This is a genomic window from Roseivirga ehrenbergii (genome assembly GCF_001593005.1).
Classification (GTDB): Bacteria; Bacteroidota; Bacteroidia; order Cytophagales; family Cyclobacteriaceae; genus Roseivirga; species Roseivirga ehrenbergii.
Map to the genome: position 1 here is coordinate 1 of NZ_LQZQ01000020.1, position 302 is coordinate 302.

Annotated in this window: 1 protein-coding gene; it reads left to right on the forward strand. The window is 35.8% G+C overall.

Annotation, left to right across the window (positions count from 1 at the left end; genetic code table 11):
• Positions 1-302: hypothetical protein (locus MB14_RS09120; protein ID WP_157716561.1), on the forward strand; the 302-nt coding region annotated here is incomplete at both ends.

The following is a 302-nucleotide window of genomic DNA, read 5'->3' on the forward strand; positions in this document are numbered from 1 at the left end:
GCCAATTCTATGGTAACCCATTTGTAGGTGATTACATTGGAGTAGGTAGAGCAACTAAGAGTGCCAACTTTGATATTACCACAAACTTTAACCAATTGGTTGATTACTCATTCGATCTAGACTCTAGAAACAGTTTTGACATCTTATTGGGTCACGAAAGTTATGGCATTAAAAACAACGACTTTAGCGCTGCAAAAACAGGTTATATCGTATTAGACAACCCAGTTTTAGATAATTATACTACTATTGTTTCTGCTGCTTCACAAATCGACAGATACAAGACTGAAGGTTATTTCTCAAGA